General features: G+C 71.5%; 22 protein-coding genes. 6 read left to right on the top strand and 16 right to left on the bottom strand.

Features of this window, described 5'->3' with window-relative positions:
• Nucleotides 1-11 precede the first annotated feature (11 nt).
• The 3 genes from betA to HZU84_RS09175 all read left to right on the top strand — a co-directional run bounded on the left by betA (nt 12) and on the right by HZU84_RS09175 (nt 3,004).
• On the top strand, nt 12-1,721 hold the full coding sequence (betA, locus tag HZU84_RS09185) for a choline dehydrogenase (RefSeq protein WP_149505642.1): 1,710 nt from the start codon (nt 12-14) through the stop codon (nt 1,719-1,721).
• On the top strand, nt 1,718-1,960 hold the full coding sequence (locus HZU84_RS09180) for a CBU_0592 family membrane protein (RefSeq protein ID WP_149505643.1): 243 nt from the start codon (nt 1,718-1,720) through the stop codon (nt 1,958-1,960). Before betA ends, HZU84_RS09180 begins: the two co-directional genes overlap by 4 nt.
• 150 nt (nt 1,961-2,110) lie before the next feature.
• The gene (locus tag HZU84_RS09175; RefSeq protein ID WP_244954570.1) at nt 2,111-3,004 is read left to right on the top strand and encodes a glycine betaine ABC transporter substrate-binding protein; all 894 of its coding nucleotides are present in this window, start codon (nt 2,111-2,113) and stop codon (nt 3,002-3,004) included.
• 70 nt (nt 3,005-3,074) lie between these two features.
• On the opposite strand, the gene HZU84_RS09170 is transcribed toward HZU84_RS09175, so the two are convergent.
• The 9 genes from HZU84_RS09170 to HZU84_RS09130 all read right to left on the bottom strand — a co-directional run bounded on the left by HZU84_RS09170 (nt 3,075) and on the right by HZU84_RS09130 (nt 14,026).
• Nucleotides 3,075-4,220: a branched-chain amino acid ABC transporter substrate-binding protein gene (locus tag HZU84_RS09170; RefSeq protein ID WP_149505644.1), complete on the bottom strand. Its 1,146-nt coding sequence runs from the start codon at nt 4,218-4,220 to the stop codon at nt 3,075-3,077.
• A 49-nt stretch (nt 4,221-4,269) separates the two neighbouring features.
• Nucleotides 4,270-4,944 carry a sarcosine oxidase subunit gamma gene (locus HZU84_RS09165; RefSeq protein WP_149505645.1) on the bottom strand — a complete coding sequence of 225 codons (675 nt, stop codon included), beginning with the start codon at nt 4,942-4,944 and terminating at the stop codon, nt 4,270-4,272.
• Nucleotides 4,937-7,942 (bottom strand): sarcosine oxidase subunit alpha family protein, encoded by a 3,006-nt coding sequence (locus HZU84_RS09160; RefSeq protein ID WP_149505646.1) that lies wholly within the window; start codon nt 7,940-7,942, stop codon nt 4,937-4,939. Before HZU84_RS09160 ends, HZU84_RS09165 begins: the two co-directional genes overlap by 8 nt.
• Entirely contained in the window at nt 7,939-8,256 is a 318-nt protein-coding gene (locus HZU84_RS09155; protein ID WP_149505647.1) for a sarcosine oxidase subunit delta, read from the bottom strand. The genes HZU84_RS09160 and HZU84_RS09155 overlap by 4 nt, the downstream gene beginning before the upstream one ends.
• A gap of 45 nt (nt 8,257-8,301) precedes the next feature.
• A complete protein-coding gene (locus tag HZU84_RS09150) occupies nt 8,302-9,558 on the bottom strand; it encodes a sarcosine oxidase subunit beta family protein (protein WP_149505648.1) in 1,257 nt (418 codons plus the stop codon).
• A 100-nt stretch (nt 9,559-9,658) separates the two neighbouring features.
• Entirely contained in the window at nt 9,659-10,747 is a 1,089-nt protein-coding gene (locus HZU84_RS09145) for a GlxA family transcriptional regulator (protein WP_219340906.1), read from the bottom strand.
• A complete protein-coding gene (locus HZU84_RS09140; protein WP_149505649.1) occupies nt 10,713-12,089 on the bottom strand; it encodes an L-serine ammonia-lyase in 1,377 nt (458 codons plus the stop codon). Before HZU84_RS09140 ends, HZU84_RS09145 begins: the two co-directional genes overlap by 35 nt.
• A 13-nt stretch (nt 12,090-12,102) precedes the next feature.
• On the bottom strand, nt 12,103-12,978 hold the full coding sequence (purU, locus tag HZU84_RS09135; protein ID WP_149505759.1) for a formyltetrahydrofolate deformylase: 876 nt from the start codon (nt 12,976-12,978) through the stop codon (nt 12,103-12,105).
• A gap of 73 nt (nt 12,979-13,051) precedes the next feature.
• Nucleotides 13,052-14,026 carry a DMT family transporter gene (locus tag HZU84_RS09130; RefSeq protein WP_149505650.1) on the bottom strand — a complete coding sequence of 325 codons (975 nt, stop codon included), beginning with the start codon at nt 14,024-14,026 and terminating at the stop codon, nt 13,052-13,054.
• Nucleotides 14,027-14,135: 109 nt separating this feature from the next.
• On the opposite strand from HZU84_RS09130, the gene HZU84_RS09125 reads away from it, so the two are divergent.
• Nucleotides 14,136-14,960 carry an AraC family transcriptional regulator gene (locus tag HZU84_RS09125; RefSeq protein WP_149505651.1) on the top strand — a complete coding sequence of 275 codons (825 nt, stop codon included), beginning with the start codon at nt 14,136-14,138 and terminating at the stop codon, nt 14,958-14,960.
• Here the strand turns inward: HZU84_RS09125 and HZU84_RS09120 are convergent.
• Together HZU84_RS09120 and HZU84_RS09115 are read right to left on the bottom strand one after the other, a co-directional pair.
• Entirely contained in the window at nt 14,936-15,691 is a 756-nt protein-coding gene (locus tag HZU84_RS09120) for a GntR family transcriptional regulator (RefSeq protein WP_149505652.1), read from the bottom strand. The two genes, HZU84_RS09125 and HZU84_RS09120, sit on opposite strands and share 25 nt — an antisense overlap.
• Nucleotides 15,692-15,748: 57 nt before the next feature.
• Complete coding sequence (locus tag HZU84_RS09115) at nt 15,749-16,039, bottom strand: rhodanese-like domain-containing protein (RefSeq protein WP_149505653.1); 291 nt, start codon at nt 16,037-16,039, stop codon at nt 15,749-15,751.
• 73 nt (nt 16,040-16,112) lie between these two features.
• Between HZU84_RS09115 and HZU84_RS09110 the strand changes: the two genes are divergently transcribed.
• Complete coding sequence (locus HZU84_RS09110) at nt 16,113-16,865, top strand: class I SAM-dependent methyltransferase (RefSeq protein ID WP_149505654.1); 753 nt, start codon at nt 16,113-16,115, stop codon at nt 16,863-16,865.
• Nucleotides 16,866-16,897: 32 nt separating this feature from the next.
• On the opposite strand, the gene selD is transcribed toward HZU84_RS09110, so the two are convergent.
• From selD to mnmH, 5 genes are read right to left on the bottom strand one after another with little or no spacing between them, the layout of a single operon-like run.
• Nucleotides 16,898-17,980, bottom strand: a complete 1,083-nt coding sequence (gene selD / locus HZU84_RS09105; RefSeq protein ID WP_149505655.1) for a selenide, water dikinase SelD — start codon at nt 17,978-17,980, stop codon at nt 16,898-16,900.
• An 8-nt stretch (nt 17,981-17,988) separates the two neighbouring features.
• Nucleotides 17,989-18,858 (bottom strand): putative selenate ABC transporter substrate-binding protein, encoded by an 870-nt coding sequence (locus HZU84_RS09100; RefSeq protein WP_149505656.1) that lies wholly within the window; start codon nt 18,856-18,858, stop codon nt 17,989-17,991.
• Complete coding sequence (locus tag HZU84_RS09095) at nt 18,855-20,543, bottom strand: PhnE/PtxC family ABC transporter permease (protein WP_180692864.1); 1,689 nt, start codon at nt 20,541-20,543, stop codon at nt 18,855-18,857. Before HZU84_RS09095 ends, HZU84_RS09100 begins: the two co-directional genes overlap by 4 nt.
• On the bottom strand, nt 20,530-21,285 hold the full coding sequence (locus HZU84_RS09090) for a phosphonate ABC transporter ATP-binding protein (RefSeq protein WP_149505658.1): 756 nt from the start codon (nt 21,283-21,285) through the stop codon (nt 20,530-20,532). Before HZU84_RS09090 ends, HZU84_RS09095 begins: the two co-directional genes overlap by 14 nt.
• Nucleotides 21,286-21,298: 13 nt before the next feature.
• A complete protein-coding gene (mnmH, locus tag HZU84_RS09085) occupies nt 21,299-22,348 on the bottom strand; it encodes a tRNA 2-selenouridine(34) synthase MnmH (RefSeq protein WP_149505659.1) in 1,050 nt (349 codons plus the stop codon).
• Nucleotides 22,349-22,529: 181 nt separating this feature from the next.
• Here mnmH and HZU84_RS09080 point away from each other — a divergent pair, with 181 nt between their 5' ends.
• Entirely contained in the window at nt 22,530-23,249 is a 720-nt protein-coding gene (locus HZU84_RS09080; RefSeq protein ID WP_149505660.1) for a dienelactone hydrolase family protein, read from the top strand.
• The last annotated feature ends 15 nt before the right edge of the window (nt 23,250-23,264 follow it).

The raw sequence follows: 23,264 nt of genomic DNA, 5'->3' as shown, positions 1-23,264 counted from the left end.
GAGGGCTCGCCATGACGAAGGTTCAGAAGGACGCCGCCCCGGACGAGTTCGACTACATCGTCGTCGGCGCCGGCTCGGCCGGCTGCGTGCTGGCCGCGCGGCTGAGCGAGGACGCCGACGTGTCGGTGCTGCTGCTGGAGGCCGGCGGCCCCGACTGGCGGCTGGACTGGCGCACGCAGATGCCCGCCGCGCTGGCCTATCCGCTGCAGGGCACCACCTACAACTGGGCCTATGTCACCGAGCCCGAGCCGCACATGGGCGGCCGGCGCATGACACAGGGCCGCGGCAAGGGCCTGGGCGGCTCGTCGCTGATCAACGGCATGGTCTACATCCGCGGCAATCCGATGGACTACGAGGGCTGGGCGCAGCAGCCCGGCCTGGAGCGCTGGAGCTACGCCGACTGCCTGCCCTATTTCCGCAAGGCCGAGACGCACGACCAGGGCGCCAACGACTGGCACGGCGGCGACGGCCCCTTGCATGTCACCACGCCGAAGGCCGACATCAGCCCGCTGTTCGAGGCCTTCGTGCGCGCGGGCGAGCAGGCCGGCTACGCCCGCACCGACGACCTGAACGGCTACCGTCAGGAAGGCTTCGGCCCGATGGACCGCACCACCACCGCCGACGGGCGGCGCTGCAGCACCTCGCTGGCCTACCTCGACGCGGCGCGCCAGCGCCCGAACCTGACGGTGCGCACCCGCGCCTTGAGCGACCGGGTGCTGTTCGAGGGCAGCCGCGCGGTCGGCGTGGCCTGGCTGCAGGGCGACGAGATGCGGCAGGCGCGTGCGCGCCGCGAGGTGCTGGTCAGCAGCGGCGCGATCGCCTCGCCGCAGCTGCTGCTGCGCTCGGGTGTGGGGCCGGCGGATGCGCTGCGCGCGCTGGGCATTCCGGTGGTGATCGACCGCCCCGGCGTCGGCGAGAACCTGCAGGACCACCTCGAGATGTACCTGCAGTACGAATGCCTGCAGCCGGTCTCGCTCTACCCGGCGCTGCTGTGGCACAACAAGCCGGCGATCGGCATCGAGTGGTACCTGAAAGGGACCGGGATCGCGGCCTCCAACCACTTCGAGGCCGGCGGCTTCATCCGCAGCAGCGAGGAGTTCGCCTGGCCGAACCTGCAGTACCACTTCATCCCGCTGGCGATGAACTACGACGGCAGCAATCCGGTCAAGGCACACGGCTTCCAGTGCCATGTCGGCTCGATGCGCTCGCCCAGCACCGGCTTCGTGCGCCTGGCCAGCCGCGACCCGCGGGTGGCGCCGCGGCTGCAGTTCAACTACATGGCCCATGAGGTCGACTGGCGCGAGTTCCGCGCCGGCGTGCGCCTGACCCGCGAGATCATCGGCCAGCAGGCGATGGACGCCTTCCGCGGCCGCGAGATCAAGCCGGGCATGCAGATCCAGACCGATGCCGAGATCGACGCCTTCGTGCGCGAGCATGCCGAGACCGCGCTGCATCCCTCGTGCAGCTGCCGCATGGGCGAGGCGACGGACCCGATGGCGGTGGTCGACGCCGAGGGCCGGGTGCACGGACTGCAGGGCCTGCGGGTGATCGACGCCTCGATCATGCCGCGCATCATCACCGGCAACCTCAACGCGGCGACGATCATGATCGCCGAGAAGCTGGCCGATGCGGTGCGCGGTCGCCCGGCGCTGCCCCGCTCGGGCGCTCTCTGGTTCCGCGCCGAGGGCCGGCCGGCGCGGCGCCAGGCCGAGCCGGCATGATCCGGCTCGGCCTGCTCGACCTGGTCGGGCTGTGCGGCGTGGGCGCCTATGTGGTTGCGCACTTCCTGGTGCAGGTGCGCCACGAGTCGCCGCGCAGCCGCCGCATCGTCGCGCTCAACATGATCGGGCCGCTGTGCGTGCTGGTCTCGCTGATCGGCGCCTTCAACATTTCTTCCTTCTTCAGCCAGTCGCTGTGGCTGCTGCTGACGCTGGCCGGCTGGTGGAAAAGCCGGCGCTGAGGGCCGGCCGCCGCCCCGTCCGGGCCCGATGGAGCGCTTGTCGCCGCAGGACATCTTGGTGTCGTTCCCGGATCATCCCGGCGATCATCGCGGCCTTAACGTGGAGTCGGTCACACGCCATTCCCATACCCCTCTTGCTGGAGCATTTCCATGACTGACCACAAGGCCCTGATGAATCGCCGGCATTTCCTGGCCGGCACGACCACCACCCTGGCGCTGGCGGGCACGCCGCTGTCGGTGCTGGCCCAGGCCAAGCCCATCCGCATCGGCTGGACCGCCTGGTCCGACGCCGAGGCGGTCACGAACATCGCCAAGCTCATTCTCGAGCAGCGCCTGGCGCAGAAGGTCGAGCTGGTGATGACCGATGTGGCGCTGCAGTACGCCGGTCTGGAGCGCGGCCAGATCGACCTGATGCTGATGGCCTGGCTGCCGGGCACGCACCAGAGCTATTACGAGAAGGTCAAGGGCTCGGTCGAGAATCTCGGCGCGCTCTACACCGACGCCAAGCTGGGCTGGGCGGTGCCGGCCGACATCCCGGTGGCCACGCTGAAGACCATCGACGATCTGAAGAAGCCGGAGGTGATGGAGAAGCTCGGCGGCAAGATCCAGGGCATCGACGCCGGCGCGGGCCTGATGAAGCTGTCGGAAGCCGCGATCAAGACCTACGGCCTCGACTACAAGCTGCTGACCGCGTCGGATGCGGCGATGGTCTCGGCGCTGGACCGCGCGATCCAGCGCAAGCAGTGGATCGTCGTCACCACCTGGTCGCCGCACTGGATGTTCTCGCAGTACAAGCTGCGCTATCTCGAGGACCCGAAGCAGGCGCTGGGCGGCGCCGAGTCGATCCACGCGCTGGCACGCAAGGGCTTCAGCGCCGACTTTCCCGCGGCCGCGGCCTTCATCCGCAACCTGAAGATCTCGCTGGCCGACCTGGAGGGCGTGATGCTCAAGGCCCGCGACAGCAATGCCGCCAAGGAGGCCGCGGCCTACATCGCCTCGCATGGCGAGCAGGTCAACCGCTGGGTGGCTGCGGCGGGCAAGTAATCCGCCTCATCCGACGCCAAAAGGGCCGGGGTTTTGCCCCGGCCCTTTCCTGTCCTGGCGCCGCGCGGACTCAGCGCCCCAGCACCTGCGGCTGACCGCCCTTGAAGCCGTAGACGCTCACCGGCGACTGCTTCAGGTCATGCGCGGCGTTGAAGGCGTATTCGCCGGCCACGCCGACATAGCGGCCGGCGGCGAGCTGCTCGGCCAGCTTGCCCGGATCGGTCGAGCCGGTCTTCTGCATCGCGTCGGCCAGCAGCATCGCCGCGTCGTAGAAGGACACCGCGTAGGTCAGCGGATCGCGCTGGTAGGCGGCGCGGTACTTCGCCGCGAAGGCGCGGCCCGCATCGGCCTGGTCCAGCACCACGCCGGCCTGGCTGCAGAACACCCGGCCGTCGGCCAGACTGCCGCCGCTGAGCCGGCTGGTCTCGGTGGTGCAGATGCCGTCGCCGCCGAGCAGCGGCGCGCGGATGCCCTGCGTGACCATCTGGCGCAGCATCGGCCCGGCCTGCGAGGAGTAGCCGCCATAGAAGACCACGTCGGGCTGGGCGGCGCGGATCGAGCTGAGGATCGCGGTGAAGTCGGTGGCCTTGTCGGTGGTGTACTCCTGGCGCACCACGGTCATGCCTTGGCGCTTGGCCTCGGCCACGAACTCCTCGACCAGGCCCTGGCCGTAGGCGGTGCGGTCGTCGATCACCGCCACCGTCCGGGCCTTCATCTTCGTGGCCGCATGCACCGCCATCGACACGCCGACCTGCGCGTCATTGACGCCGACGCGAAACAGGCGCGGATAGCCGAGCTGCGTGACCTTCGGGTTGGAGGCCACCGTCAGCATCAGCATGCCGGCGTCGTTGTAGACGCGGCCGGCCGGAATGGCCACGCCCGAGTTGTAGGGGCCCACGACATAGCGCACATGCGCGTCGGCCAGCAGCTGCGCGACCGCCACGCCCTGGCGCGGGTCGGCCGCATCGTCCTGCACGACCACCTCGAAGCTGACCTTGCGCCCGCCCACCTGCACGCCGCGGGCGTTGAGCTCCTTGACCGCCAGCAGCAGGCCGTCGCGGTTGTCGGCGCCGTAGGCGGCCTGGCCGCCCGAGAGCGGGCCGGTGAAGCCGATCTTCACCACGTCCTGGGCCTGCGCCGACAGCGTCAGGCCCAGACCGAGCGCCAGGGCCAGCGGCGCGAGCCGCAGGCCGGAGAGAGCAGTGCGTCGTTTCATGAGTGCGGGGTCCTTTGTTCGATCTGCGAGAAGAAAAGGTCGGCGAAGCTCAGGCGGCCCGGCGCTGTCCCGGCGCCGGCGCCGGCGCCTGCGCCGGCTGGGCGGCGAGCAGCGGCGAGAGCAGGGTGTCGGGGCACTGGCGGGCCTCGACGAGGCGCAGGCCGTAGGGGCGGGCGCTGCGCTCGATCAGGCGCCAGAGGTAGTCGGCGAAGCTGCGGCGGAAGACCAGCGCGACGCCTGCGGCGTCGCTGCGCAGGATGGTCATCGAGGCCTTGCTGACGACGGTGGAGACGCAGTCGCCGGCGGGCAGCGCCTCGACGTCGTAGGGCGTGAGGTGGCGCAGCAGCTGCAGGTGCGGCAGGCCCGAGACGCGCAGCGAGGTGAAGCCGCCGCTGTTGTCGACGACCTGGGCGAAGCAGCCGGCCAGCGCGGCCTGCAGGCTGGAGAGCAGGCGGTCGCGCTGGTCGCGGGCGCACAGCAGCCACCACTCGTCGGGCGACTGCCAGAGGACGACGCCGGCGGGGGCGCGCAGCACCGAGCGCGGGCGGCCGGGCAGCGGCGCGCCCAGCACCGCGGCGGTGGCGGCCATGAAGGCGGGGTCGTCCTGGCGGCCGCGCAGCACGAGGTAGCCCAGGTCGGGCAGCTCGGCGGCGGTGAGGGCGGCGGGCTCGCGGGTGGCCGGGCCGAGCGGCAGATGGGCCAGCGGGGAGCGGAGTTCAGGCATGTTGACGTTCTCCCTTGGGATCGACGAAGACGGGCGAGACGACCTTGACCGGGGTGATGCGGCCGCCGGCCATCGCGAAGAGGCGCTGGCCCTCGCGCTGGGCGCCGCCGCGCACGACCGCCATCGCGATCGAGCGGCCCAGCTCGGGGCTGAGGTAGCTGCTGGTGACATGGCCGAGCATCGGCGTCGGCGTCTGGCTGGTGTCGGTGCTCTCGAGGATCTGCGCGCCTTCGGCCAGCACCAGGGCGGGGTCCTCGGGCATCAGGCCGACGAGCTGCTTGCGGTCGGTGCGGGCGGTGTCGCTGCGCGAGAGCGAGCGCTGGCCCAGGAAGCTGTACTTCTTCTTGGTGCTCACCGCCCAGCCCATGGCCAGGTCGTGCGGGCTCATCGAGCCGTCGGTGTCCTGGCCGACGATGATGAAGCCCTTCTCGGCGCGCAGCACATGCATGCTCTCGGTGCCGTAGGGGGTGATGTCGAAGTCGGCGCCGGCTTCCATCACCGCTTCCCAGAGCGCCTGGCCGTAGCCGGACTCGACGTTGAGCTCGTAGCTCACCTCGCCCGAGAAGCTGATGCGAAAGACCCGGCAGGGCAGGCCGGCGACGGTGCCGGCGCGCCAGTCCATGAACTTGAACTTCTCCGGCGAGAGATCGATGTCCTTGCACAGCCGGGCGAGCACCTGGCGGGACTTCGGGCCGACGAGGGCGACGGTGGACCAGTGGTCGGTGACCGAGGTCATCCAGACCCGCAGCTCGGGCCACTCGGTCTGGTGCCAGCGCTCCAGCCAGTTGAGCACCTTGGCGGCGCCCCCGGTGGTGGTGGTCATGTAGAACTGCTGGTCGTGGATGCAGGCGGTGACGCCGTCGTCCATGACCATGCCGTTCTCGTCGAGCATCAGGCCGTAGCGGCACTTGCCCGGCGCGAGCTGGCTCCAGGCGTTGGCGTAGACGCGGTTGAGGAACTCGCGCGCGTCCGGCCCGTCGATCTGGATCTTGCCCAGCGTGGAGGCGTCCATGACGGCCACGCCGGAGCGCGCGGCGCGGCACTCGCGCGCCACCGCGGCGTGCATGTCCTCGCCCTTCTTGGGGAAGTACCAGGGGCGCATCCAGTTGCCGACCGGCTCCAGCTCGGCCTGGCGGGCGACATGGCTGGCGTGGATCGCGGTGGTGCGCACCGGATCGAAGGTCTCGCCCTCCATCGTGCCGGCCAGCGCGCCGAGGCTCACCGGGGTGTAGGCGGGGCGGTAGGTGGTGGTGCTGACCTCGGCGACCGGGCGCTTCAGCGCCCGCGCGGCGATGACGAAGCCGTTGACATTGGACAGCTTGCCCTGGTCGGTGCCGAAGCCCAGGGCGGTGAAGCGCTTGACATGCTCGATGTGCTGCCAGTTCTCGCGGATGGACAGCTCGATGTCGGCGGCGGTGACATCGTTCTGGTAGTCGACGAAGGCCTTGGCGCCGGTGCCCTCGGGGCGGCCGTCGGGCACGCGGAACATCGGGCGTGCGCCCTGGCGCGGCGCGCTGCGGCACACCGGCGCGGCCAGCAGCGCCGGCGTGCCCAGCAGGCGCAGCACCTGCTGCATCGCCTCGGTGGTCTGGGCCAGCGACTCCTGCAGCTCGAAGGCGCCGGTGACCGCACCGACGCAGGCCACGCCCTCGCGGCCCTGGCGCGGCGCGACGAAGGCGGCGACGCGCTCGTCCCAGGTCGGGCGGCGGCCGTCATGGCAGAACAGGTGCACCGTGGGCGACAGGCCGCCGGAACTCAGCAGTGCGTCGCAGCGGATCGTCGGGCCGCTGCCGGCGACCTCGTCGCGGTCGGGGTGCAGCTTGACCAGGCGCGCGGCCCGGACCTGGCTGCGTCCGCGCGCCTCGGCCACCGCAAAGCCCTGGTGCACGGTGATGCCCGCCTCCAGGCGCCGGGCGAAGCCGTTGTGGCGCGGATCGACCACATGGACCCGGGCGCCGGCGGCGGCCAGCGCGTTGGCCGCGTCGTAGATCAGGTCGCTGGTGCCGGTGACCACCACCGTGTCGCCCACCCGCACGCCGTAGCGGCGCAGGAAGGTCTGGCCGGCCGAGACGGTCATCACGCCGGGCAGGTCGTTGTTGCCGAAGACCAGCGGGCGCTCGATCGCGCCGGTGGCCAGCACCACCTGGTGGGCGCGGATCTTGTGCTGCCGCTGGCGCGGCAGGTGCGGGTCGCGGGTGCCGATCGGCAGGTGGTCCTGCATCAGCTCGACCGCCAGCACCAGGTTGTCCTGGTAGAGGCCGAAGGCGGTGGTGCGGCTCAGGCAGGTGACATGCGGCATCGCCGCCAGCTCGGCCAGCGTCGCGGCCAGGAAGGCATCGCGGTCGCGGCCGTCGATGTTCGCGCCCGGGTCCGACAGCAGCCAGCCGCCCGGCTCGTTCTGCTCGTCGACCAGGATCGTCTTCAGCCCGGCGCGGCCGGCCTGCAGCGCCGCCAGCAGGCCGGCGGCACCGCCCCCGACCACCAGCACGTCGACATGGTGGTAGAGATGGTCGTAGTGCTCCGGATCGGGCTCGACGGGTGCGCTGCCGAAGCCGGCGAACTTGCGGATCACCGCCTCGTAGGCCGGCCAGAAGCTGCGTGGCCACTTGAAGGTCTTGCTGTAGAAGCCCGCCGGCATGAAGCGCGAGGCGCTGCCGATGACGGCCTTCAGATCGAAGTCCAGCGAGGGCCAGCCCGAGGTCGAGCCGGCCTTCAGGCCCTCGTAGAGCTCGGCCTGCGTGGCCTTGATGTTGGGCACCGTGTGCGCGCCCTCCTCCATCTGCACCAGCGCGTTGGGCTCTTCGGGGCCGGCGCCGATCAGGCCGCGCGGGCGGCCGTACTTGAAGCTGCGCGCCAGGCGCAGCTTGCCCGAGGCCAGCAGCGCCGAGGCCAGCGTGTCGCCGGCAAAGCCCGACAGCGCCTCGCCGTCGAACTGGAAGCGGACCGGCCGGCGGCGGTCGATGCGGGTGCCGGCGATGTCGACGCGACGCGCGGTCATGCGTGCTCTCCCTGGCGCTGGGCCTTCATTTCCGCCTCGAACAGCGGCTTGCCTTCGGCCAGCGTCCAGCTGCCCGAGATCTCGTAGGTCGCGGTGTGGCGGCGCACCGCGAACACCTTGCGGCACGCCGCCGAGTGCTGCCACTGCTCCCAGAACCAGCCCTTGAGGTTGCGGCGCATGAAGAGGTAGTCGCCCCAGGTCGCGTCGTCGACCTCGGCGGGGTTCTCGGGGCGGGCGATGTAGGCCTCGCCGGCGTAGCTGAACTCCTCCTCGTCACGGAGTTCGTCGCAGTGCGGGCAGTGCAGTCGCAGCATGGGATGGGTGTCCTGCGGAAAAGAGATGCGAAGGGCCGAGCGGACTCAGTGCGCCACGGCCGCGGCGCCGTGCTCGTCGATCAGGTGGCCGCTGTGGAAGCGGTCGATCGAGAAGGCCTCGTTGAGCGGGTGCGGCCGGTCGTTGGCGATGGTGTGCGCGAACACATGGCCCGAGCCTGGCGTCGCCTTGAAGCCCCCGGTGCCCCAGCCGCAGTTGAAGTACAGGCCCTGCACCTTCGTCTTGCTGATGATCGGGCAGGCGTCCGGCGACACGTCCACGATGCCGCCCCACTGCCGGTTCATGCGCACCCGCGAGAACTGCGGGAACAGCTCGATGATGGCCGCCGCGGTGTGGTCGATGACATGCGGGCTGCCGCGCTGGCCGTAGCCCAGGTAGCTGTCGATGCCCGCGCCGATCACCAGCTCGCCCTTGTCGGACTGGCTGAGATAGCCGTGCACCGCGTTGCTCATGATGACGGTGTCGATCACGCGCTGCATCGACTCGCTCACGAACGCCTGCAGCGGATGGCTCTCGATCGGCAGCCGGATGCCGGCCATGCGCGCCAGCACCGACGAGTGGCCCGCGGCCACGCAGCCCACACGGCCCGCCTTCACATAGCCCTGGCTGGTCTGCACGCCCTGCACGCGGCCGCCCTGGATGTCCAGGCCGGTCACCTCGCAGTTCTCGATCAGGTCCACGCCCAGGCGGCTCGCGGCCCGTGCGAAGCCCCGCGCCACCGCATCATGGTGCGCAATGCCCGCGCGCGGCTGCCAGCTCGCGCCCAGCACCGGATAGCGGCTGCGCCGGCTGCAGTCGAGCTGCGGAATCTTCTCCGCCACCTCGTCGCGCGTCAGCACATGCGCATCCACCCCCTGCAGCCGGTTGGCGTTGACGCGGCGTTCGATGTCGCGCATGTCCTGCAGCGTGTGTCCCAGGTTGAAGACGCCGCGCTGGCTGAACATCACGTTGAAGTTGAGGTCCTCGGTCAGGCCCTCCCAGAGCTTCATGCCGTGCTCGTACAGCAGCGCCGCCTCGTCCCACAGGTAGTTCGAGCGCACGATGGTGGTGTTGCGCGCGGTGTTGCCACCGCCCAGGTAGCCCTTCTCCAGCACCGCGATGCGGCCCGCCTTGTGGTTCTTCGCGAGGTAGTAGGCGGTGGCCAGGCCGTGCCCGCCCCCGCCGATGATGACCACGTCGTAGCCGGACTGCAGCGGCCGGCGCGTCCACGCCGGCTCCCACGTCCTGTGGTGGCTCAGGCCGTTCTTGAAAAGGCTCCACCATGAATAGGTCTGGCCTGACATTTGTCTGGACTCCTGGCTGATCGGGATGGGTCCATTCTTCGTGTCCGACCCCGGGCGCGATTGCCGCATCGCGACACCCTCTTGTCGGATCACGACAGGCTCAAGTCGCGGGCAGGGCCAGCGGATCGCTCATCGCCAGCGCGTCGACCTTGCCGCGGCGCAGCGCGCTGGCCGGGTAGCCGAAGACCTCGCGGAAGCGCCGCGAGAAGCCGGCGCTGTCGCCGAAGCCGCATTCCAGCGCGATCTGCGACAGCGGCAGCCGGGTGTGCTGCGTCATCCAGTGCGCATGGCGCAGCCGCAGCCGCACCGAGAACTCGTGCGGCCCCATGCCGATGGCCTGGCGGAAGCAGCGCTCGAGGTGGCGCAGGCTCATGCTGACGCTCTGCGCCACCTCCTGCAGCGGCATCGGGCTGGCCAGGTTCTGCTCCATCAGCCAGATCGCCTGGCGCACGCGCGGGTCGTCGGTGCGCTCGGCGAAGCTGGGCTGGGGCTGGGGCGTGCGCGCCGGAAGCGCCCCTTCCTCCAGCAGGATGCGCAGCGCCTTCGACGCGGCCGCGCGGCCGCAGTGGCGCTCGATCAGCCAGGCCGCCAGATGCACGACGCTGGTGCCGCCGGCGCAGGTCAGGCGGTCGCGGTCGACCACGAACATCTCGTGCGACTCGGCGCGCAGGCCGGGAAACTCGCGCAGGAAGTCCTGGTGATGGAACCAGCTCACGCAGACGCGGCGCCCCCGCATCAGCCCGGCGCGCGCCAGCACGAAGGAGCCGGTGCACAGCCCGACCAGCGGCACCGCGCGGGCAGCGGCCAGGCGCAGGAAGTCCTGCAGCGCCGGGCTCAGCCGGCGCGTGCCCGGCAGCAGCCCGCCGACGACCACCAGATAGTCGAAGCCGGAGGGATTGCGGAAGCGCTCGGTGGGCATCAGCTCGATGCCGTTGCTGGCGCTCACCGGGCGCAGCTCCTCGGCCAGCACGCTCCAGCGGCAGTGCAGCGGACGGCTGCGGTCGCCCTCGTCGGCGGCCAGGCGCAGCGCGTCGACGAAGCCGGAAAAGGCCACCATCGTGAAGCCGGGCATCAGCACGAAGCCGACGCTCAGCGGGCGTGAATCACGCGGGGGGGACTCTGCTGCTGCGCCCGTCAGGTCGTCGACGCTGCGTTCAGCACTCGACGATGTTGACCGCCAGTCCGCCACGGGCCGTCTCCTTGTATTTCGTCAGCATGTCGGCGCCGGTCTCGCGCATGGTCTTGATGACCTTGTCGAGGCTGACATGGTGGTTGCCGTCGCCCCGCAGCGCCATGCGCGCGGCGTTGATCGCCTTGACCGAGGCGATGGCGTTGCGCTCGATGCACGGGATCTGCACCAGGCCGCCCACCGGGTCGCAGGTCAGGCCCAGGTGGTGCTCCATGCCGATCTCGGCGGCGTTCTCCACCTGCTCGGGCGTGCCGCCCATGACCGCGCACAGGGCGCCTGCGGCCATCGAGCAGGCCACGCCGACCTCGCCCTGGCAGCCGACCTCGGCGCCGCTGATGCTGGCGTTCTCCTTGTAGAGAATGCCGATCGCCGCGGCAGTGAGCAGGAAGTCGGCGACGCCGGCACGGCTGGCGCCGGGGGTGAAGCGGGTGTAGTAGTGCAGCACCGCCGGCACGATGCCGGCCGCGCCGTTGGTCGGGGCGGTCACGACCCGGCCGCCGGCGGCGTTCTCCTCGTTGACCGCCATCGCGTAGAGGTTGACCCAGTCCATGACCAGCAGCGGGTCGCCCACCGCGGCCTCGGCGCGCGAGAGCAGGTGGCGGTGCAGGTCGGGGGCCCGGCGACGCACCTTGAAGCCGCCGGGAAGCACCCCCTCGGTGCGGCAGCCGCGCACCACGCAGTCCTGCATCACCTGCCAGATGCGTGCCAGGCCAGCATCGATCTCGGCATCATCGCGCCAGAAGCGCTCGTTGGCGCGCATCAGCTCGGCGATGCTGCAGCGGTGGCGGCGGGTCTGCTCCAGCAGCTCCTCGCCGGTGCGGAACGGGCGCGGCAGCGCGGGGCGGTCGGCGACCAGCGCCGGCTCGCCGCCCTCATGGCTGACGACGAAGCCGCCGCCGACCGAGTAGTACTCGCGCCGGTCCAGCTCCAGGCCCTCGGCATCGAAGGCGACGCAGCCCATGCCGTTGGCGTGGAAGGGCAGCGCGCGGCGCTTGTGCAGCACCAGGTCGCGCCGCTCGTCGAAGGCGATCTCGTGGCGGCCGTCCAGGCGCAGCCGGCCGCTCAGGCGCACCTGCTCGAGCAGGCCCGGCACCGCGTCGACATCGACCGTGTCGGGCGCGTGTCCCTGCAGGCCGAGCACGACTGCCTTGTCCGAGCCGTGGCCGCGCCCGGTGGCGCCCAGCGAGCCGTAGAGCTGCACCTCGATGCGCGCCACGCGCGCCAGCAGCCCGGCCGCGTCGAGCCGCTGCACGAACAGGCGCGCGGCCTTCATCGGCCCCACCGTGTGCGAGCTCGACGGCCCGATGCCGATCTTGAACAGGTCGAAGACGCTGATGGTCATGATGCCTCCGGGCTCAGCGCAGCACCACGGTGCGCTGGCCGTTGATGAAGACCCGGTGCTCGAGCACCTGGCGCAGCGCGCGCGACAGCACCGTCGACTCGACCTGGCGGCCCACTGCGAGCAGATCCTCCGGGCTGTGCGCATGGTCGACCCGATCGGTGGCCTGCTCGATGATCGGGCCCTCGTCGAGGTCGGGCGTGGCGAAGTGGGCGGTGGCGCCGATGAGCTTCACGCCACGCTCGAAGGCCTGGTGATAGGGCCGAGCGCCCTTGAAGGCCGGCAGGAAACCGTGGTGGATGTTGATGACCCGGCCTGCCAGGCGGGTGCACAGCGCATCCGACAGCACCTGCATGTAGCGCGCCAGCACCACCAGATCGGCGCCGGTGTCGTGCACCAGCCCGAGCAGTCGCTCTTCCTGCGCCGCCTTGGTCTCGGGCGTGACCGGCAGGCAGTGGAAGGGCAGGCCGTGGGCCTCGGCCAGACCGCGCAGCGTCTCGTGGTTGGAGACGACGGCCACCGGCTGCATCGGCAGCTCGCCATGCTTCCAGCCGGCCAGCAGCTCGACCAGGCAGTGGTCGAGCCGGGACACCATCAGCAGCACGCGCAGCGGCTGGGCCAGGTCATGCACCTGCCACTGCAGCGCATCGCACTGCGGCGCCAGCACGGCGAATTCCTGGCGCAGCCGCCCGAGGTCGTCGGCGCGGGCCTCGGCGCGGCGGAAGACCGCGCGCACGAAGAAGCGCGCGGTCGGCGGGTCGTCGTAGACGGTGAACTGCTCGACATAGGCCTGGTGCCGGCCGAGAAAGGCCGCCACCGCGGCCACCTGGCCGGCGGCGCTGCGGCAGGCCAGCGTGAGCGCGTAGCGACGCGGCGAGGGAGAGTCGGACATGGACATCGGGAGCCACCTTGCGAAACGCGGACCGCTGCGGTCCGCCGGGCTCCACTGTCGGCAGTCCGCCCCCTCAGGGCTTGTCCGATTCCGACATCCGCTTGCCCGGGCTCGCCAGTGCGGGCGCCGCGGTCCGCGCGGCCAGCCACTCGCCCAGCAGGCCGTGCGCGCTGACCAGGCCGATGCCGGCCAGCACCATCACGCCGCCGACCAGAAAGCCGTGCGAGGGCATCTCGCCCAGCAGCACCGCGCCCAGCAGCACGCCCAGCAGCGGCGTCAGGAAGGAGAACACGCCCAGCCGCGAGGCCAGATAGCGCCGCAGCAGCCAGCACCAGGCCAGGAAGCTGGCGAAGGAGACGATCACGCTCTGGAACAGCAGATGGCCCCAGCCGGCGGCGCCGGGCGCGAAATGGTCGCGCCCGCCGGCCCAGGCCAGCGGCAGCAGCAGCACGAACGCGCCCAGCAGCTGGTAGAGCAGCGTCTCGGTGGCCGGCGCCGACGACAGCCGCGAGCAGCGGATCACCACGGTGGTGGCGCCCCATGCGGCGCCGGCCAGCAGCGCCATCGCGTCGCCCAGCAGCACCCGCGCGTTCATCTCCAGGCCGGCGCCCGGATCGAGAAAGGCCACCGCGATGCCGAGAAAGGCCAGCCCGATGCCGCCCCACTGCAGCGGCGCCAGCCGCTCCTCGTGCAGCCGCAGGTGCAGGCCCAGCGCGGCGAAGATCGGCGAGGTGTAGAGAAAGACCAGCACATGCGCGGCCTGGGTGTAGGCCAGCGCCTCCGACACCAGCACATACTCGAGGGCAAACAGCGCGCCGGCCAGCAGCCCCGGCTTCCAGCGCCCGCTGGCGAGCTGCGGCAATTCGCCCCGCCGCGCCATCAGCGCGCCCAGCAGCAGCGCGGCCAGCCCGGAGCGCAACGCAATCATCATCATCGGCGCGATCTCCGGCGCGGCCGCCTTCATCGAGATCTGCTGCAGGCTCCACAGCAGGCACAGCAGGGTCATCAGCGCGGCGGCACGGCCGTCCAGGGGCAGTCGGGAGTTCATGAGCCGGGATTCTGGTTTGGCGCCGATGCGGCAGATGTCGAATCCCGGACAATCGATGCCGTCGCACCGACAGCCGTTCACGCGGCCGTCCTCCTCGCTTCTTCCACCCATGCGCCGCTCTGATCCCGAGGCCGATGCCGCCCTGACGCTGCATGCCGCGCCCTATCCGTATGCGCTGCCCGCGCCGCTGGTCTTTCGCACCGCGGCGATGCCTGCCCGTGCCCGCTACGAGCGCCATCGCCACGCCTGGGGCGAGTTCGTCTATTCCTTCAGCGGGCTGATGGAGGTGCAGATGATCGGCGCGCAGACCTTCCTGGCGCCGCCGCAGTTCGGCATCTGGCTGCCGCCGGAGGTCGAGCACATCGGCCTGAACCGCCAGGCGGCGACGCACAGTTCGCTCTATGTGGATGCGGCGCTGTGTGGCGTGCTGCCGCCCCGGCCCTGCGCGCTGGCGGTCGACCCGATCGCCCGCGCGGTGCTCGAGCACCTGCGAGAGCATCCGCCCGCGCAGCCCGCCCGCCCCGAGGAGCAGCGGCTGATGCAGGTGCTGGTCGACCGGCTGACGCAGGCGCGTGCGATCGGCAGCTACCTGCCGCGCTCTGGCGATCCGGCGCTGGCGGCGGTGCTGGCCGCGCTGGAGGCCGATCCCGGCGACGAGCGCTCGCTGGCCGACTGGGCCGCTCAGGTGCACAGCACCGAGCGCACGCTGGCGCGGCGCTGCCGGCGCGACCTGGGCATGGGCTTCGCCGAGTGGCGCCAGCGCCTGCGCATCGTGCGCGCGCTGCCGCGGCTGGAGGCGGGCGAGAAGGTCGCCAGCGTGGCGCTGGACCTGGGCTATGCCAGCGCCTCGGCCTTCATCGCGATGTTCCGCCGGGTGACCGGTGCCACGCCGCGCGAGGCCGGCCGCGCTCAGCCGATGACCGATTCCGGGTAGAGCCTGCGGATCTCGTCGATGCGGCCAAGCGTGCCGCTGAGGTGTTCGCGCAGTGCGGCGCGTGCCGCGGCCGGATCGCGCCGGGCGATCGCCGCCGCCACGGCCTCATGCTGACGCAGCACCGAGGCCGCCTTGCCGGCCTCGGGCAGATGCAGCCGGCGCAGCCGGTCGATGTGGCCGCTCTGCCGGCGCACCAGCGTCCACAGCGCCTCCAGGCCCAGCGCGACGTACATCGCCTGGTGGAAGGCCTGGTCGGCCTCGATGAACTCGACACAGTCCGCATCGGTCAGCGTGCCGGTGGCCTCCTGGCGCGCCAGCAGCGCGCGCTGGCGCGCCAGTGCGGCGGTCAGGCGGGCCTCCAGCGCGGCGTCGGCCTCGCCGCAGGCCAGGCGCTCGACGATCTCCAGCTCCAGCGCCTGCCGCAGCAGATGCGCCTGGGTGGCAGCGGCCAGGTCGATGCGGCTGACCACGGTGGCGTGCTGCGCGAAGATCTGCACCAGCCCCTCCTCGCCGAGCTTGATCAGCGCGTCGCGGATCGGCGTCTGGCTCACGCCGAAGGCCTCGGCCAGCTCGCTGCGCACCAGAACCCTGCCGGGGGCCAGTTCCATCGAGACGATGCGCGCACGCAGCTGCTCGAAGACCTGCGGCGCGGCATGGCGCGAGCGGTCGAGCGTGGTTCTGGGAAGAATGGCGGACAGCGGACGGGCAACAGACTTCGCGGGCTTGGGCATGGCTGCAAATTCTATGCCCATACAGGATGGGGTTTCTTCGCTCCGCTGCAGGTCTTGTCAGACCCGGCGCAGCGGCCGTCCACAGCCCAGCGCGAGCACCGACAGCGCACCACCGTCGCGCACCCGACGGTAGCCGAGTTCGCCGAGCATCCGGCAGGCCATCGCCGAGCGGCCGCCGGCGGCGCAGTAGACGACGATGTCGGCCTGGTGGTCCGGCAGTGCCTGTGCGCACAGGCCGGCGAGCCGGTCGAGCGGCAGATTGACGGCGCCGTCAAGATGGCCGCTGGCGAACTCGGCCGGCGAGCGGACATCGATGACCAGGGTGGAAGGCGACAGCAGGGAGGACATCGCAGGGTCTCCGGAAAAACAGTGGCACGGAGTGCAAATATACCCTGCAAGGTATATTTGCTATAGTCTTCCCATGAGCATTTCCACTGCCAGTCCCAATTTTTCCAAGATTTCCCGGAGTTCCCTGGGCACCCAGGCGCCGCTGATCGCCGACGAGCTGGACCTGATCGATTCGCTGTTCGACCTGTCCGGGCGGGAGCTGCTGGAGGTCGGCTGTGGCGCCGCCCGTCTGGCACGCGCTCTGCTCGAGCGCCATCCCGACAGCCGGCTGACCGGCCTGGAGGTCGATGCGCGCCAGCATGAACGCAATCTGCAGCGGCCCCATCCGCGGCTGCGCCTGCTGCTGGCAGGGGCCGAGGCGATGCCGCTGCCCGATGCCTGCTTCGACGGCGTGCTGATGCTGAAGTCGCTGCACCATGTGCCGCCGGCGGTGATGGACCGTGCGCTCGACGAGATCGCGCGGGTGCTGCGCCCGGGAGGCTGGCTGCATGTCTCGGAGCCGGTCTACGACGGTGCGCTCAACGAGATCGTGCGACTGTTCAACGACGAACGCGAGGTGCGAATCGCTGCGCAGCAGGCCCTCGACCGGGCACTGGCACGACCCGACAGTCTCTGGCGTGCCGGCGAGCAGCGCCATTTCGAGATGCCGGTGCACTTCGCCGACTTCGCAGCCTTCGAGCGCCGGATGCTGCATCCGAGCTTCGCCGACCATCATGTCGATGCCGCACTGACCGAGCGGGTGCGCGTTGCCTATGCACCGCACCAGCGCGCCGACGGCGCCAACTTCACCCGGCCGATGCATCTGCGGGTGCTGTGGCGGCGCTGAGCGCTGCCCCGAGATCGTTCGGCCGTTCCGGTTCAGCCTTTCACCTGCACCCGCGCGACCGCGTCGCCGCGCGCCTGCATCCGCCCGACGCAGGCCGCTTCGGCGAAGCCGGCGGCGCGGAAGGTGGCCAGCACCTCGTCCAGCGCCTCGGGCGCGCAGCTCACCAGCAGGCCGCCGCTGGTCTGCGGATCGGTCAGCAGCGCGCGCTGGGCTTCCGGCAGATCGGCCGGCAGCGCCACCTCGGCGCCGTAGCTGGCCCAGTTGCGGGTGGAGGCGCCGGTGAAGATGCCGTCCTGGGCGAAGTGGCGCGCGTCGTCCAGCACCGGCACCGTGGCGAGGTCGAGCGTCGCGTCCAGCCCGGAGCCGCGGCAGACCTCCAGCAGATGGCCGAGCAGCCCGAAGCCGGTCACATCGGTCATCGCGTGCACCGCCGGCAGCGCGGCCAGCGTGGTGCCGACCGCGTTGAGCTGCGTCATCGGCGCGCGCATGCGCGCATAGCCCGCCTCATCGAGCAGGCCGCGCTTGAGCGCCGCCGACAGCACGCCCACGCCGATCGGCTTGCCCAGCACCAGGCAGTCGCCGGGGCGCGCGTCGGCATTGCGCCGCACCTGGTCGGGCGCGACCAGGCCGATCGCGACCAGGCCGTAGATCGGCTCGGCCGCGTCGATCGAGTGGCCGCCGGCGATCGGGATGCCGGCCTCGCGGCAGACGCTGGCACCGCCCTCCAGGATCGCGCCGATCGTCTCGGTCGAGAGCTTCTGGATCGGCATGCCGACCAGGGCCAGCGCGAAGATCGGCCGCCCGCCCATCGCGTAGATGTCGGACAGCGCATTGGTCGCGGCGATGCGGCCGAAGTCGCGCGGATCGTCGACGATCGGGGTGAAGAAGTCGGTGGTGGCGACGATGGCGTGGCGCTCGTCCAGGCGCCAGACCGCGGCGTCGTCGCTGGTCTCCAGACCCACGATCAGCTCCGGCGGAATCAGCCCCTGCGGTGTGCGCGCCAGAATCTCGGAGAGCACGCCGGGCGCGAGCTTGCAGCCGCAGCCGCCGCCGTGGGCGAGCTGCGACAGCGGCGGGTGAGCGGGCGCGGGCGCAGTGGCCGGTGCGGTCGTCATGGCCGCCCTCACTTCAGCAGGCCGGTGGAGCGGCCCACCTGCTCGATGATGGCGAAGTCCTCGGCCTTCGCCGGCACGAACTTCTTCGCGCCCTGCAGCTCGAGCACCGCCTTCTCGGCCGGATCGTTCATGTCCAGCGTCAGGAAGGCGTCGGCAAACTTCTTCACCGTCTCGGCCGGCAGGTCCTTGCGCGCGGCCCAGACATAGTCGACGAAGGCCGGCGTGGTCCAGATCGCCCGCACCTTGGCCGGGTCGAACTGCTGCTTGGCTTCCATGCGCTTCCAGACCTCGATGTTGACCGCGCCGGCCTGCACCTTGCCCGACTCGACCATCTTCACGGTGGCGTCATGCGCGCCGCTGTAGACGGGCGCGCCGGCGAAGTCCTTGTCCGGGTCGATACGCCAGGTGGTCTCGAGGAAATGGCGCGGGAACAGGTGGCCCGAGGTGGACGACTTCGAGCCGAAGGCGAAGCTCTTGCCCCGCAGCTCCTCGGGCTTGGTGATGCCGGAGGTGCTGCTGGCGATGAAGACGCTGTGGAACTCGCGGTCGATGTCGCGCATGACCACCGGCCGCGCGCCCGACATCACCTTGGCCTGCACGAAGGTGAAGCCGCCCAGCCAGGCGAAGTCGATCTTGCCGGCGCCCAGCGCCGAGACCGCGGCGCCGTAGTCGATCACCGGCACGTAGACGACCTTGACGCCGAGGTGCTTCTGCAGCTGGTCGACCAGCGGCTTGTACTTGCGCGCCAGCTCGGTCGGGTTCTCGTCCGGGATGCCGGAGACGCGGATGACGGTCTCCTGGGCCTGTGCCAGCGGCGCCAGCGCGGACAGGGCCAGCAGCGAGGACAGGGCGATCAGGGTGCGGCGGGGCAGGTTCATGCGGGAAAGGCTCCGGAGGAGGAAGGGGAGAGGACGGACGGCGCGCAGCGCGGGCCGCGGCCGGGGGTGGCGAGCAGGCGCGCGCGCAGGCGGTCGCCGATCAGGTCGACCAGCGCGACCAGGCTCAGCAGCACGATCAGCAGCAGCGTCAGGTCGCGCACATGGAAAAGGCTGATGGCGGTGTGCAGCGCGTCGCCGATGCCGCCGGCACCGACGAAGCCCACCATCGTGGTGGCACGCACATTGACCTCGAAGCGGTAGAGCGCGAAGGCCGCCAGCCGCGCGCGCACCTGCGGCCAGACGCCGGCGACGAAGACCGCCAGCCGCCCGGCGCCCTGTGCCTGCAGCACCGCCGGCGGCCCTGGCTCGGCCTCGTCGAGCACGTCGGCGAACAGGCGGCCCATCACGCCGAGGTTGTGCACCGCGATGGCCAGGATGCCCGCCAGCGGCCCGCCGCCGACCCAGACGACGAAGACCAGGGCCAGCGTCAGCTCCGGCATCACCCGGGTGAGCTGCAGCACCGCACGCGCCGACTGGCGCCCGGCCCACAGCACAAGCCGGCGCGGCCAGGCCGGACGCGGCGGATCGGGCAGGAAGCTGCCGGTGCTCAGGTGCGCCGCCGCCAGCGGGGCCAGCACCGCCGCGCCCAGCGCCGAGGCCAGCGTCGCCGCCCAGGCCATCAGCACCGTCTCGCCGGTCTGCAGCGCCACGGTGCGCATGAAGGCGGCGTCCGGCGCCAGATGCTCGAAGCTCAGCAGCGCCACCGACGAGCCGCTCCACAGATCCGCCCAGGCGATCTCCAGCCGCCACAGCGCCGCTGCCGTGCCCAGGCCGGCCAGCGCAAGCGTGCGCTGCAGGGGCCAGCGCCGCAGCCGCGCGCCCAGCGCCTCCAGCGCGACGACGAAGACCAGCACCGCCAGCAGCGTCGTCGCCAGCTTGTCGTACTGGAAATAGCGCAGGCTCAGCGCGATCTCGCTGCCCAGGCCGCCGGCACCGACCACGCCCAGGATGGAGCCGATGCGGATGTTGCATTCCAGGCAGAACAGCGCGTAGCCGGTCCAGGCGCGGCGCACCTGCGGCAGCACCGCGTGCAGCAGCACCGCGCCGCGCGAGGCGCCGGTGGCGCGCAGCGCGCGGATCGCGGCGGGTTCGAGCGCCTCGGCCAGCTCGGCGTAGAGCTTGCCGATGTTGCCGCCCACCGTCAGCATGATGGCCAGCACCGCCGCGCCCGGCCCCAGGCCGAGCAGCTGCACGAACAGATAGGCCCAGACGATCTCCGGCACCGAGCGGAAGAAGTTCAGCAGCAGCCGCGCCATCTGGCGCATCAGCGCGCCCAAGCCCCGCCACCACGCCGGCAGGCGCTGCGGCGGATCGTCCAGATCGGGCACGCGGATCGCCGCCAGGGCCAGCAGCGTGCCCAGCGCGGTGGCCATCACCGTGCCCAGCACGCCGATCAGCAGGCTCTCGAGCGAAAGCTCCAGCACCCGCGCGAGGAACTCGGCCGAGAAGTCCGGCCGCGCCAGGCCGGAGAGGATGTCGCCGGCGTTCTTCAGCCCCTCGGCATCGAACAGCTTCGCGGGTTCGGCGCCGGTGAGCGGCAGCGCCACCCCGCCCGAGAGCAGCACCGCCAGCACCAGCAGCAGCGTCAGCAGCCGCGAGCGCAGCACCGGGTCAGAGCCGTTCATCGCTGCCGGCATAGAGCTGGGCCAGGCGGGTCTCGTCGATCTCGGCCGGCGGGGCATCGAACAGCAGGCGGCCGTCGCGCAGGCCGATGACGCGGGTGCAGTCGCTGCGTACGATGTCGAACCAGTGGGTGCAGAACACCAGCGCCATGTCGCCGCCCCTGGCCTGATCGACGATCAGCCGGGTGATCTGGCGCGCGGTGCGCGGATCGAGCGAGGCGGTCGGCTCGTCGGCCAGCAGCAGGCGCGGGCCCGACACCAGCGCGCGCGCCAGCGCCACGCGCTGCATCTGCCCGCCGCTGAGCGTGGCCGCCGGCGCCCACTGCAGCCCGGCCAGATCGACCGCCTGCAGCAGCGCGGCGACGCGCTCGCGCTCCAGCGGCCACAGCGCCGCCAGCAGCGTGCGCCAGGCCGGCCAGTGCGACAGCAGCCCGGCGACGATGTTGTCGTGCACGCTCGACTGCGGCACCAGCAGGTTCTGCTGCTCGACGATGCGGCAGCGGGCGCGGTGCGCCTGCAGCGCGCGCCAGGGCATCTGCGCCAGATCGCGGCCGTCGACCTCGATGCGGCCCTGGGTCGGGCGCAGCGCGCCGGCCATCAGCCGCAGCAGCGTCGACTTGCCCGCACCGCTCGGGCCGATCAGCGCCACCCGCTCGCCGGCGCGCAGCGTCAGGTCGATGCTGGAGAGCACCTCGCGATCGCCCCAGCGGCGGCCGACGCCGTGCAGGCGCAGTTCCCGTGCCATGCCTGTGCCCCCTTCAGCCCAGCGCGCGCAGCGCCTGCGCCACCCGCTCGATGCCGGCCGCGTCCAGCGTGTCGGCAGCGACCGTGCGCCGCTCGGCCCAGCGGCGGAAATGCGCCGCCTGCGAGCGGCCGTAGGCCGGGTCGTAGTGCAGCCGGCTCAGCTCGTCGAAGAGCGGGCGCAGCGCGCGGGTGCGCGCCCAGTCCTGCCAGCGCGCGATCGTCTCGCGACTGTGCAGCTCGCGCAGCATCTCGAGGCGCGAGGCGAGCTGCTCGGGCTCGTCGCCCAGGTAGGCATAGTCCTCGAGCAGATAGTCCAGCCGCGCCGCGGCGCCGGCCTCGATCTCGAGGCAGACGGCCGCGCGCATGCGCTCGATCAGCGCGGTCGGCAGCGCGATGCGGCCGATTCGGCGGCTCTCGGCCTCGACATGGACCGGCCGGCCCAGGTCGAACCGCTCGAGCTGCACCGCCAGCTGCGTCTCGAAGGCCTTCTGCGAGGGCTGCTCGACGCCGGGCAGCGCGCCCAGCAGCGAGCCCTTGTGGCAGGCCAGGCCCTCCAGGTCGAGCACCTGCTCGCCCTGCGCGGCCAGCGCCTGCAGCACGCGGGTCTTGGCGCTGCCGGTGGGGCCGCAGACCACCCGCAGATCGAGCTGCGGCGCGATCGCGTCGATCTGCGCGATCACATGCTGACGCCAGCGCTTGTAGCCGCCGGCGAGCTGCTGCGCGTCCCAGCCCACCAGCCGCCACCAGTTCACCATCGAGCCGCTGCGCAGGCCGCCGCGCCAGCAGTAGACGAGCGGGCGCCAGCTTGCCGGCATGTCGGCGAAGCGCTCGCGCAGGTGGCGTGCCAGGTTGGCCGCCACCATCGCGCCGCCGACCCGCCGCGCCTCGAAGGCGCCCTGCTGCTTGTAGATCGTGCCGACGATGCGGCGCTCCTCGTCGTCGAGCGAGGGGCAGTTGATCGCGCCGGGAATGTGGTCGAGCGCATATTCCGACGGCGAGCGCGCGTCGATGATGCAGTCGAAGCGATGCAGGTCGGCGATCTGCGCCGGGCCGCGCGAGCTCATCGGCGAGCCTGCGCCAGCGGCGGCAGGAGGGGCGGGGTCATGGTGGGGCGGGACACGGGCCAGGGCGGAAGGGAAAAGGCGAGATGATAGGAGATCGTCCCAGGGCGGGTGCGCGGTCTGCCGGTCAGCCCGATCTCGGCTAGCCTCGGGTTCTTTCCCGACCGATCAAGGAATTCTTCTGATGAGCCCCTGCACCACCCGCTGGACAAGCCTGCCCGCCGAGGACGGCTCGCTGGACGCCTTCGTCGCGCTGCCGCCGGCCGGCCGCGGCCCCGGTCTGCTGCTGCTGCAGGAGATCTTCGGCGTCAACGCGCATATCCGCGCCGTGGCCGAGCAGTACGCGCAGTCCGGCTTCGTGGTGATCGCGCCCGACCTGTTCCGGCGCCAGGCGACACGGGTCGAGCTGGGCTACGTCGGCGAGGACCGCGAGCGTGCGCTGACGCTGATGCGCGGCTTGAGCCGCGAGCAGGCGGTGGCCGACATGGCCGTGGCGCTGGCAGCGCTGCGCGCGATGCCGGAATGTACCGGTCGCATCGGCGCCCTCGGCTACTGCATGGGCGGGCGGCTGGCCTTCGCTGCGGCGGCGCTGTGCGGGGTGGACGCGGTGGTCTGCTACTACGGCGGCGGCATCGCCGCGCAGCCGGATCTTGCCGCGCTGGCCGCGCGCATCACCGTGCCGGTGCAGTTCCACCACGCCGGCCACGACCCGAGCATTCCGCCCGACGCGGTGGCCGCGGTGCGCACGGCCATGACTTGCGCACCCGCCGCCGCGCAGACCGAGTTCCACGACTACCCTCAGGCGCAGCACGGCTTCAACTGCTGGGCCCGCGCCGCGCACGACCCGGCCAGCGCGGTGCTGGCGCAGGGGCGCAGTCTGGTGTTTCTGTCTCAGCTGTTCTGAGTCAGGAGACATCCG

Source organism: Sphaerotilus sulfidivorans, assembly GCF_013426975.1.
Lineage (GTDB): Bacteria > Pseudomonadota > Gammaproteobacteria > Burkholderiales > Burkholderiaceae_C > Sphaerotilus > Sphaerotilus sulfidivorans.
The sequence above is the reverse complement of the archived record's forward strand: the minus strand, read 5'-3'. Positions and strand labels throughout refer to the sequence as shown.